Genomic DNA, 10,666 nt, shown 5'->3' with positions numbered 1-10,666 from the left:
ACACCTGAGTTAAGCCGCGCCGAGAGTGGAGCGGTTTTGGGCTAGCGTAGCGCAGAGCCCAAAACCGTGCCACGAAGCGGCGTCGGCTTGAACGAATAGTTATGCGCTAGACCGCGAAATTGAACTCTAGCTCTGTAAATTGACGCGTTTGAGGGTCATAGACGGCGCCCCAAAAACTTTCGCCGCCGTCGCAAGCGCCTATGTACACGTGCCGCCAGTTTGCTGCGCGATTTGGACCGCGAGCCGGAAGGCTTTGGTACATGCTCAGGGCAACGGGAGAAAACGCGTTGATATAGACGAATTTTCGGCCGCGCGACGTAATTCCGATGTATTGACGATAGAACGTCTGTGGCACGAGACGCGATTTCCAGTTGGGCGATGATTTTAGCTGGCCGAGATCATGGTTTAACGCATGGGCCATGGATGGAGGAATACGCCATAGAGCTTCGGCAGGAGGCGCGGAGCGGCGCGAGCACTGTTTGAGCATTTCGCGAGCTTCTTGCGGAGTAAAACGCGCAGAGCGCTCAGGCTTATAAGTGCATCCTGTCAAGACAGCTAGAACTATCGAGAGAATGATCGGATAGCGCATAACACCTGAGTTAAGCCGCCCCGATTTGCGGCGGCGGACAGTGGCAGACTATCAAAGGCCGCGGGCCGACGCCGCGAAGCGGGGTCGGCTTGAACGATTAGTTAGGCTTTTCTATCTAAATAAGCCGTTACGCACTGCATAACGCGAAAAGATAATTCCGGAAACCGCATAGGCAATTGCGATTAGTCCGGCAAGCTTCACGGTATACGCTGAAACGACCATTGCGAGTGCCAGGCTCACAAAGCTCCATTGCGAATATCTGCTATGCGCTGTTAAGAAAGTGGCGCAAGCAGCCATTAGGGAAAAGAAAATAATTCTGAATAGATAGAACAAGAATGAAACTAACCCATCTCGCATTAAGCTAAATTCGGTAATTACCTTGGCGAGCTGAGAAAGGCAGAGTAGGGCGCTGATCAGGATAAGGATGAGATTAATCGCTGTGTGCCACGACCGCCATTGTGGAGGAGCTTCACTAAGAGGTTTTGCGCCTGAAGGGCTGTATGGATTTTCCATAGGAAAGCCTAACACCTGAGTTNNTTGAACGATTAGTTAGGTTTTGTTGCGACGAACAAAAACAGCTTGGGTTGAAGCGCCCTCGCTTGAGGGAACCGCTTTAACTTCTAGGTACTTCTGGTCGCGAACCAAGTCACCTAACTTCTTATAGCCAAAATTTCTCGGGTCAAATGCTGGGTTTGCTTTCACGATAAGTGACCCAACTGCAGCAAGCGTAGCCCAGTCGTCTTCTCGGCCGGCGTCGTCTACCGCACCCAACAAAAGCTTTCGAAGGCTCGAATTCTCGGAACGAGCTGCTTTGGGTGCTGATTCTGGGCGCAGGATTTCTGTATAAATGAACTTATCGCAAGCGGCAACAAACGGCTTGGGCGTTTTTTGCTCCCCAAAACCATAAACAACATGGCCAGACTCCCGTAAGCGAGTTGCTAGGCGGGTGAAGTCGCTATCCGAAGAGACGATGCAGAAGCCATCTACGTCTCCGGTATGTAAAAGATCCATGGCATCGATAATCAATGCAGAATCAGTCGCGTTCTTCCCGGTTGTGTAGCGAAATTGCTGGATAGGCTGAATTGCGAGTTCTAAAAGAACGGATTTCCAGCCGGAAAGATTGGGTGTGGTCCAATCTCCATATGCTCGACGAATTGTTGCAACGCCATATCTGGCAATTTCTGTCATTAGCTCATTTGCGACAGAAGCCTGGGCATTGTCAGAATCGATTAAAACTGCGAGCTTTTGCCCTTCCATGATGCCTCCAAACAAAACCTAACACCTGAGTTANNCTTGAACGATTAGTTAGGCTACTGATGCTATGGGTGGAGCTTTTCGTGGTTGGCTAGCATCTCGACAAACTGAGCAATTTTCTTTGCGCGGGTTTCGGCCTTTTTGACGTTTTGTATCCTGAAGAGGACGGCGTATCGGTTTGCGCTGTTTAATGTTGCAAAGAAGGCACTTGCATTTTTATTGGCATCGAGGGCTTTCTGAAGATCATCCGGGATGGTCGATGTGCTGGCTGATGAGTACGCAGCAGCCCAACGACCATCTTGTTTGGCGCGGTCGATTTCACGCATTCCCGGAGATTTGATCCTTCCAGCTGAAATGAGGGTTTCCGCTTTTTCCTTGTTGATTTTGGACCAGATGCTTTTGGGTTTCCGGGGTGTAAATCGTTGGAGCCAATAGTGTTCGTCCTCTGCTTGCTTTTGGCCATCGATCCAGCCGTAACAAAGAGCGCTCTCTATTGCTTCTGAATAGGTAACTGTTTGCTGGGCAGCGGTTTTTTTGGCAAGACGGAGCCAGACGCCGGCTGTCGTGCCTCCGTTGAGCTCAAGCCATGATTCCCATTCGGCTTGATTCGTAAAGGTGAGTTTTGGATCGGCCATGACGTATCAACAAGTAGCCTAACACCTGAGTTAAGNNTTGAACGATTAGTTAGGTGTGCGGGGGCAAAACTCCCGTGAAAATACCCGTTCGCTTTGGCGTTCTGGAGCATTTGTTTGAAGACTTAGTATCCTCGTGACCCATTGAATGAAGCTAGGAATTACCTCATTCTCCATATATGCGCGTGCCTCGCATGCAAGAGGGTTAGGAACTGCTCCTGCCCTGATATAGAGCCGCTCATTTGGTTGGCCGGGGCGAATTGGCCAAAAATGCACATCAAAAAAGATCGGGGATGAAACATGGAGCAGAGTTGACTCGATAGAGATTCCCGCAGAGTCCATGGCCTGCTGTAAAGCGCTGGATTTAAGTGCAAAGCTATCGGCTTTGGATATCTTGGCTTTCTCGATCTGCATGACCAGCGCACCTAACACTCTATTGGATTCAAATCTGAGGGTGTGGTCGGGCCCTTATATAAACTCTCAGACAAAACCCACCCGACATCAACAGCTTATCCGATAGCGGAGCTGCTTGGCTGCAATCAGCATTGTGCTATGCGACATGTCGCCGGCGTAGCAGGTAATTACAGGTGCAATCTGAGGGTGTAATCAGGGTCTGGCAATGGTTCCTTCCTTCTGTTCCATTGTTGGTCCGCGATCCCGGCGACGAATGGCGGGAGAACAACGACCGTCCCAACGGAAAACGAGGCCAGGACACTCCTCCAGAAACAGTAGTTATCGAAGGTCGAAGAACCGACCTGACCCAACTACAACGGGATGCATCCGGCTTCCAACCGGAACTGTTCGAAGCGATTCGCCAACGAGTGCGACGCCTCAATTACAGCCGTAGAACCGAGCAGGCCTACGTGGGTTGGATCCGTCGTTTCATCTTCGCGCACGGAATGCGGCATCCACGTCATCTCGGTGAGCGTGAAGTCGAGAATTTCCTGACAGTGTTGGCCAACTCCACGCAGGTGTCGGCGGGGACGCAGAACCAGGCATTGTCGGCATTGCTCTTTCTGTACCGGGAAATACTCAGAGTCGATCTGCCGTGGATGGACAATGTGGTTCGGGCCAAGCGTTCACGCCGGATCCCGGTGGTGTTGTCACCGGACGAGGTGCGCAGACTGCTGGCAATGATGGATGGCCAGGCGTGGCTGATGGCAGCACTGCTGTACGGCACGGGCATGCGCCTGATGGAATGCGTACGCCTGCGGGTCAAGGACATCGATTTCGCCCGCAACGAGATCGTGGTGCGCGACGGCAAGGGTGCCAAGGATCGGCGTGTCCCTTTGCCTCGGCGTCTCGCCGAGCATCTTCAAGCGGCGATCGAACGGAGTCGTCTGTTGCACCAGCACGACATCGCTCGCGGTCTCGGCAGGGTCTGGCTGCCGGCGGCACTCGCGCGCAAATACATGAACGCCGACCTGGAGTTCGGTTGGCAATACGTGTTCCCGGCGTCGAAGATTTCCGACGATCCGAATGCGAATGTCACGCGTCGCCATCATGTCGACGAGGCGGTGCTGCAACGCGCCGTCAAGACTGCGCGCGCGAAGGCGGGCATTCTCAAACCGGCGACGTGCCACACGCTGCGTCACTCTTTCGCCACCCATCTGCTGGAGGCCGGGCATGATATCCGCACGGTACAGGAATTGCTTGGGCACAAGGATGTGGCGACAACGCAGATCTACACGCATGTGCTCGGGCGTGACGCCGGAGGCATCCTCAGTCCGCTCGATCGCGAATATTGATCAGGACGAAATCGACAACAGGGCGAACAGTCCGCGCGCCAGCTTTTGCCGGGATTCGAAGTCCGGCGCCGAGATGTCGGTGATCCTGAGAGCGTCCGGTCCGTTCATCTGGTAACGCTTGGGCTGGCTCTGGATCATCCGGATGATCGCCATCGGGTCGACGTTCGGCTTGGCTTCGAACTGGACGCGTCCCGACGATTCTCCGATGTCGAGCTTGCGGATGCCCAGTCGCGTCGCATCCAGTCGTAGTTCGGCGATGGCGAACAGGTGCTTGACCGGATCGGGCAGCAGGCCGAAGCGATCGATCATCTCCACCTGCAATTCGCGCAAGGCTTCGACATCGTTCGCGCTGCTGATGCGCTTGTACAGCGTCAGTCGCGTGTGGACGTCGGGCAGGTAATCTTCCGGAATCAATGCCGGTACGTGTAGTTCCACTTCGGCGCCACGATGTTCGCGTGCATCGGCATCGGGCAGCTTGCCTTGCTTGATGCTGCGTACGGCGCGTTCAAGCAGCTCGGTATAGAGGCTGAAGCCGACTTCCGCCATCTGGCCGCTCTGTTCCTCGCCCAGCAGTTCGCCGGCACCGCGGATTTCGAGGTCGTGGGTGGAGAGGGTGAAGCCAGCGCCAAGTTCGTCCATCGAACTGATCGCTTCCAGGCGCTTCCTGGCATCGCTGGTGATCGATTTGCGATCCGGAATCACCAGATAGGCATAGGCGCGATGGTGCGAGCGACCGACGCGTCCGCGAAGCTGGTGCAATTGCGCCAATCCGAACTTGTCGGCCCGGTTGATGATGATGGTGTTGGCGTTCGGGATATCGATGCCCGACTCGATGATGGTTGAACACAGCAGCACGTTGAAGCGCTGGCGATGGAAGTCGAGCATCACCTGTTCCAGCTCGCGTTCCGGCATCTGGCCGTGGGCGATGCCGATGCGCGCTTCTGGCGCCAGTTCCTCGAGTTCGCGTTGCATGCGCACGATGCTTTCGAGGTCGTTGTGCAGGAAATAGAGTTGTCCGCCGCGCGACAACTCGCGCTGGAAGGCTTCGCGCAGCAGGGCGCTGTCCCACGGCGTCACGAAGGTCTGCACGGCAAGGCGATTGGCCGGCGGAGTGGCAATAATGCTGAGGTCGCGCAATCCGGCCATCGCCATGTTCAGCGTGCGCGGGATCGGCGTCGCAGTGAGGGTGAGGAGATGGACGTTGGCGCGCAGTGCCTTCAATGCTTCCTTCTGGCGCACGCCGAAACGCTGTTCCTCGTCGACGATGACTAGCCCGAGATCCTTGAAGTGCACATCCGACGACAGCAGTTTGTGCGTGCCGACCATCACGTCGATTTCGCCGCGTTCGAGTTTCTCCAGCGTGGCCTTGGATTCCTTGGCCGATTTGAAGCGCGACAGCACTTCGACGCGCAACGGCCAGTCGGCGAAGCGATCGCGGAAATTGCGGTAATGCTGTTCTGCCAACAGGGTGGTCGGCACCAGCACCGCGACCTGCTTGCCGGCTGCCGCAGCGACAAACGCCGCGCGTACCGCGACTTCGGTCTTGCCGAAACCGACATCGCCGCAGACCACGCGATCCATCGGCAATGAGGATCCGACATCGCCGATCACCGCTTCGATCGCGGCGTGCTGGTCCGGGGTTTCCTCGAACGGGAAGCTCGCGGCGAACGGTTCGTACATGGCGCGATCGACGTCGAGGCGCATGCCGGCGCGTGCCTGCCGCCGTGCCTGGATATCGAGCAGTTCGGCGGCGACGTCGCGAACCTTCTCGGCGGCTTTCTTCTTGGCCTTTGTCCACTGTTCGCCGCCGAGCGAATGCAGCGGCGCGGTTTCCGGCGATGCGCCCGAGTAGCGGCTGACCAGGTGCAGCTGCGCGACCGGTACGTATAGGCGGTCGCCTTTGGCGTATTCGATGTCGAGGTATTCGCCGGCTTCGCCGCCGGCCTCGAGCGTGATCAGCCCGCGGTAACGACCGACGCCGTGGTCCTCGTGGACGATCGGCGCGCCTTCGCTGAGTTCGCCGAGATCGCGGATGATCGCTTCCGGCTCGCGCCCAGCGCGCTTGCGGCGACGCGATTGCGTTGCGCGCTCCGGGAACAGCTGGCGTTCGGTGAGGATGGCGAGCAGTGGCGCATCCAGCGCGAAACCATCGTCCAGCGGCGTGACGGTGATCGTGAAACGCGGAGATTTCGCTTCCCGCATCACTTCCGCGAGCGATGCCATCACCTGCGGCTGCAATCCCGCGGCGCGCAACACGTCGAGCAGGGCTTCGCGGCGACCGGCCGATTCGGCGGCAATCACCACGCGTCCCGGGTAACTGCCGAGGAAATCGTGCAGCGCGGCGGCGGGGCGGTCCTGGTGTCCTGCGATCGGCACCGCAGTGACGGGTTGGACACCGAGTGCATGCGCTTCGCCGCGACGGGGATGCGCGTCGCCGCAAACTTCGACGCGTGCGTCCTGGTTCAGGCGTTCGCGCAGCGCCACCGGCGTGAGATACAACTCCTCGGGCGGCAGCAACGGGCGTTCGATGTCGTGGCGACGCTGTTCGTAGCGATCGCTGGTCTGCGTCCAGAATTTTTCGGCGGCTTCGAACACGCCTTCGCCCAGTATTGGCAACGCGCCTGCAGGCAACCAGTCGAACAGGATCGAGGTGCGTTCGCCGTTGTGCTCGGGTTCGAAGAACAATGGCAGCCACGCTTCCGCGCCGGCCGGCATCAATCCGGCCTTGAGGTCCTGGTAGAGCGCACTGCGGCGGGTGTCGATGTCGAAGCGTTCGCGCAACGCAGCCATCGCGCGTTCGAAGGCGGCATCGTCGCTCGGCAGTTCGCGGCCGGGCAGCAGGCGCACGGCATCGACGCGATCGAGCGAACGCTGCGATTCCGGATCGAAGGCGCGGATCGATTCGATGTCGTCATCGAACAATTCGATGCGATAGGGCGTGTCGGTTCCCGTCGGGTAGACGTCGAGCAGGCCGCCGCGCACGGCGAAATCGCCGGGATCGAGTACCTGCGGCACGTTGCGGTAACCCGCGGCTTCCAACCGGCGCTTTTCGGTATCGAGGTCGAGGCGTTGACCCGTCGCGTAATCGAAGCGCCCGCCTTCGAGATGGCGATGCGGCGCCAATCGCTGCATCAAGGTCTGCACCGGAACCACGACAATGCCGCGACGCAGGTTCGGCAGCGCGTGCAAGGTCGCCAGGCGCTGCGACACGATGTCGGGATGCGGACTGAACTGGTCGTAGGGCAGGGTTTCCCAATCCGGGAACGGCTGCACCGGCAACGTGGCATCGCCGGCGAGCAAGGTGCGCAGGTCGTTTTCGAGCTGGTGCGCGTGCTGGGTATCGGCGGCGATCGCCAGCACCGGACCCTCGTGTTCGCGCGCGGCGCGAGTGATCGCCCACGCCAGTCCCGAGCTGGTGCCGGGCGCGCGCCACCACGCGCGCGACTGGCCGGCGCGCGGCAACGGAATGGGGGCGGGGGATTTGTCGCTCATCGAGCCGTCAATTTTATCGCGTCGACGAGACGCGCGTACTAGCGCTTTTTAGCAGGCGCCTTCTTGGCCACGGTCTTCTTTGCAACGACCTTCTTCGCAGCCGCCTTTTTCGCTTGCGCCGTTTTCTTCGCCGCGACTTTCTTTGCGGGCGCTGCCTTCTTCTTCGCCTTCGGCGCCGGCAACTCGTCGGCGGTCGCCAGCAACACGATGCGCAACGCGTCGCCATCGTCCAGCAACTCGTCGATCACCGGATAATCCTTCGCTTCCGGATACGGCGGGCGCATCGGCGCATGCGGCACCAGCCGCGCCGCGGCGGCGGTCGGTTTCAGGAACAGGCTGTTGTCGCAACCGAAGGCAACGACTTTCTCATCCACGTAGAACGCGTATTCGCCGAACATCCGCCGCATCGTCAGGCGACTGCCGAGTCCGGCTTGCTCCATCACGTAATCGACGAAGATCCGGTCGGTCGCCATCGCTTCAGGCGGCCTCGACCTCGGTCGAATCGCCTTCGGTTTCGGAAAGGTCGAGCACGACGCGCACCAGCGTCTCGTTGCTGCGTTCGCCGTCGACCTGGAAACCCAGCGAATCGGCCAGGTGCAGCATCGGTTCGTTTTCCTGCAGCACGTCGCCGGTCAGCCGTTCCAGTCCGCGCCCCTTGGCCCAGCGCGCCAGGCGCTGCAGCAAGTGGCGGCCGAGGCCCATGCCATGCACGTAGCGGCTGACGAGGATGGCGAATTCGGCGTCCTTGGTGCCCGGCACGGTGTGGGCGCGGGCGACGGCGCCGACCAGCGCTTCGCCGGGGGCGTAGGGTTCGGCGGCGACCAGCACGAAATCGGTGCGCGGGTCGGGCTGGGTGAAGGCGGCGGTTTCGGCCTCCGACAGCTCGGACATCGCGTGGTGGTAGCGCATCCGCACTTCTTCCGGGCCCAGCAACTGGAAGGAGGCGCGCAGCGGCGCGGCATCCTCGGGGCGAATCGGGCGAATCAGGATCTCGCGGCCATTGGCGAGCCGCATGCGTTCATGCCACGGGGGGAGCTGGTTGCGGATAGCCATGGATTCATCCTGCCACGCATTCCATGAATGGCATGTTGAGTGGGATTACGTTCTGTTCATTAATATTAACGGTTCAGCGTTTGCGGCGCAGGAAGCCCACGACCTGGATCACGCCAACCACGACAGCGCCAGCCAGCAGGCCGGCCAGGGCGTTGGCCAAGGTGACGGCCACGCCACCCAGCGGTAGCTGGGCGAGCGGCTCGATGGTGTGGTGCAGCATGGGCAGGCCATGGGCGAGGATGCCGCCGCCGACCATGAACATCGCCAGGGTTCCGACCACCGACAGCACCCGCATCAGCAGCGGCGCCAGCCACAGCAGGCCACGGCCGATCGCCGCGGTCGCGCGCTTGCGGGTCAGGTGCAGGCCGAGGTCGTCGAGCTTGACGATGGCCGCGACCACGCCATAAACGCCGACGGTCATGGCCAGCGCGATGATGATCAGGACCAGCAGTTGCTTCACGAATGGCTGGTCGGCGACCGTGCCCAGCGCGATCACGATGATTTCGGCGGACAGCACGAAGTCGGTGCGGATCGCGCCCTTGATCTTGTCGCGTTCGAAGGCGACGAGGTCGATCGCCGGATCTTCCACTGCTTGCTCGATCTCGGCTTCGTGCTGTTCGGCTTCGCGACGGTGGAGCAGCGGGTGGAGGATCTTCTCCGCGCCCTCGAAGCACAGGTAAAGACCGCCCAGCATCAGCAGTGGGGTCACCGCCCACGGCAGGAAGGCGCTGATCGCCAGTGCAGCCGGGACCAGGATCGCCTTGTTCAGCAGCGAACCCTTGGCCACCGCCCACACCACCGGCAATTCGCGTTCTGCGCGCACGCCGGCGACCTGTTGCGCGTTGAGCGCCAGGTCGTCGCCGAGCACGCCCGCGGTCTTGGCGCTGGCGGTCTTGGTCATTGCGGCGACGTCGTCGAGCAGGCTGGCGATATCGTCGAAGAGGGCGAAGAAACTGGAAGGCATGTCGGAAATCAGGGGAGAAGAGGAACGACCGCGCATCTTCGCACGGCGGCGGCTGTCGGCGTTTTACTGCGGCGCGCGCAACCAGTCGAGCCGCGTCCAGCCACCGTCGCCGAGCCGGCGTTCCAAGACCTTCAACGCAGGTGCGATCTTGTCGTCGAACTGCCACGGCGCGTTGAGCACCAGCATGCCGCTGCCGTTCATCCGCAACGGCGAGTCGTCGGGGCGCACGCACAGTTCGATCCGCAATGCCGAGCGTGCCTGCAACAGGCCGGCGGAACGGTAGAACGGATGGAGCACGCGCGCCTGCTTGATCGGATACCACAACGCAAACATGCCCTGCGGCCAGCGATCGAGGCCGCTGCGCAGCGCGGCGAGGGCGATGTCGAATTCGTCGAGTTGCGCTTCAAAGGGCGGATCGATCAGGACCAGACCGCGGGCGAAGCGTTGCTCGCCGATGCGCGGCGGCAGCAGGGCCTTGATCGCGGAGTAGCCATCGCGGGCATGGACGGCGACGCGCGGATCACCGCGGAAATTTTCGGCGAGGGCAGTGGCGTCCTCGGGATGCAGTTCGCAGCAGGCGATGCGGTCCTGTTCGCGCAGGGCGTTCGCAAGCAGCCAAGGCGAGCCGGGGTAGGCGTCGTTACCGTGGGTTTCCCGGCAGGCGCGCACGGCGGCCAGGTAGCGATCGACCAGTGGATCGTCGCGGCGTTGCAGGCGCGCGATGCCTTCGTCGGATTCGCCGGTACGGCGGGCCTGTTCGCCTTGCAGGCGATAGAGGCCGACACCGGCGTGGGTGTCGAGGGCAAAACAGGGGGCGGGTTTCGCGACCAGGGCATCGCACAGCGCGAGCAGCGTCACGTGCTTGAGCACGTCGGCGTGGTTGCCGGCATGGAAGGCGTGGCGGTAGTTCAAGCGCGGCTCGGAGCGATGGCGG

The 10,666-nt window shown here is 60.4% G+C and carries 9 protein-coding genes; 1 reads left to right on the top strand and 8 read right to left on the bottom strand.

The genetic code is table 11. From position 1 onward, the window contains the following. Positions 1 to 1,138: 1,138 nt before the first annotated feature. From ABE093_RS12745 to ABE093_RS12735, 3 genes are all read right to left on the bottom strand, one after another. Complete coding sequence (locus tag ABE093_RS12745; RefSeq protein WP_430761287.1) at positions 1,139 to 1,846, bottom strand: NYN domain-containing protein; 708 nt, start codon at positions 1,844 to 1,846, stop codon at positions 1,139 to 1,141. Between the two features lie 62 nt (positions 1,847 to 1,908). Next, complete coding sequence (locus ABE093_RS12740; RefSeq protein WP_430761286.1) at positions 1,909 to 2,478, bottom strand: YdeI/OmpD-associated family protein; 570 nt, start codon at positions 2,476 to 2,478, stop codon at positions 1,909 to 1,911. A 45-nt stretch (positions 2,479 to 2,523) separates the two neighbouring features. Next, positions 2,524 to 2,889 carry a hypothetical protein gene (locus tag ABE093_RS12735; protein WP_430761285.1) on the bottom strand — a complete coding sequence of 122 codons (366 nt, stop codon included), beginning with the start codon at positions 2,887 to 2,889 and terminating at the stop codon, positions 2,524 to 2,526. Positions 2,890 to 3,272: 383 nt separating this feature from the next. Between ABE093_RS12735 and ABE093_RS12730 the strand changes: the two genes are divergently transcribed. Beyond that, positions 3,273 to 4,223, top strand: a complete 951-nt coding sequence (locus ABE093_RS12730) for an integron integrase (RefSeq protein WP_430761291.1) — start codon at positions 3,273 to 3,275, stop codon at positions 4,221 to 4,223. On the opposite strand, the gene mfd is transcribed toward ABE093_RS12730, so the two are convergent. The 5 genes from mfd to ABE093_RS12705 form a co-directional block, all read right to left on the bottom strand. Further along, the gene (mfd, locus tag ABE093_RS12725; protein ID WP_430761284.1) at positions 4,224 to 7,715 is read right to left on the bottom strand and encodes a transcription-repair coupling factor; all 3,492 of its coding nucleotides are present in this window, start codon (positions 7,713 to 7,715) and stop codon (positions 4,224 to 4,226) included. Between the two features lie 38 nt (positions 7,716 to 7,753). Beyond that, on the bottom strand, positions 7,754 to 8,188 hold the full coding sequence (locus ABE093_RS12720; protein WP_430761283.1) for a TfoX/Sxy family protein: 435 nt from the start codon (positions 8,186 to 8,188) through the stop codon (positions 7,754 to 7,756). A gap of 4 nt (positions 8,189 to 8,192) precedes the next feature. Beyond that, positions 8,193 to 8,768 carry a GNAT family N-acetyltransferase gene (locus ABE093_RS12715; RefSeq protein WP_430761282.1) on the bottom strand — a complete coding sequence of 192 codons (576 nt, stop codon included), beginning with the start codon at positions 8,766 to 8,768 and terminating at the stop codon, positions 8,193 to 8,195. 73 nt (positions 8,769 to 8,841) lie between these two features. Further along, positions 8,842 to 9,732: a DUF808 domain-containing protein gene (locus tag ABE093_RS12710; protein ID WP_430761281.1), complete on the bottom strand. Its 891-nt coding sequence runs from the start codon at positions 9,730 to 9,732 to the stop codon at positions 8,842 to 8,844. A gap of 63 nt (positions 9,733 to 9,795) precedes the next feature. After that, positions 9,796 to 10,644, bottom strand: coding sequence for a 23S rRNA (adenine(2030)-N(6))-methyltransferase RlmJ (locus ABE093_RS12705; RefSeq protein WP_430761280.1), 849 nt, complete (start codon positions 10,642 to 10,644; stop codon positions 9,796 to 9,798). Positions 10,645 to 10,666 lie beyond the last annotated feature (22 nt).

The sequence above is a fragment of the Solilutibacter silvestris genome (assembly GCF_050574925.1).
Taxonomy (GTDB): domain Bacteria; phylum Pseudomonadota; class Gammaproteobacteria; order Xanthomonadales; family Xanthomonadaceae; genus Solilutibacter; species Solilutibacter silvestris_A.
This window is presented reverse-complemented; position numbering and strand designations above follow the sequence as displayed.

Coding starts and splice junctions, on each gene's coding strand:
- mfd (WP_430761284.1), bottom strand. CDS start 7,715: ATGAGCGACAAATCCCCCGCCCCCATTCCGTTGCCGCGCGCCGGCCAG.
- ABE093_RS12740 (WP_430761286.1), bottom strand. CDS start 2,478: ATGGCCGATCCAAAACTCACCTTTACGAATCAAGCCGAATGGGAATCA.
- ABE093_RS12715 (WP_430761282.1), bottom strand. CDS start 8,768: ATGGCTATCCGCAACCAGCTCCCCCCGTGGCATGAACGCATGCGGCTC.
- ABE093_RS12710 (WP_430761281.1), bottom strand. CDS start 9,732: ATGCCTTCCAGTTTCTTCGCCCTCTTCGACGATATCGCCAGCCTGCTC.
- ABE093_RS12745 (WP_430761287.1), bottom strand. CDS start 1,846: ATGGAAGGGCAAAAGCTCGCAGTTTTAATCGATTCTGACAATGCCCAG.
- ABE093_RS12720 (WP_430761283.1), bottom strand. CDS start 8,188: ATGGCGACCGACCGGATCTTCGTCGATTACGTGATGGAGCAAGCCGGA.
- ABE093_RS12735 (WP_430761285.1), bottom strand. CDS start 2,889: ATGCAGATCGAGAAAGCCAAGATATCCAAAGCCGATAGCTTTGCACTT.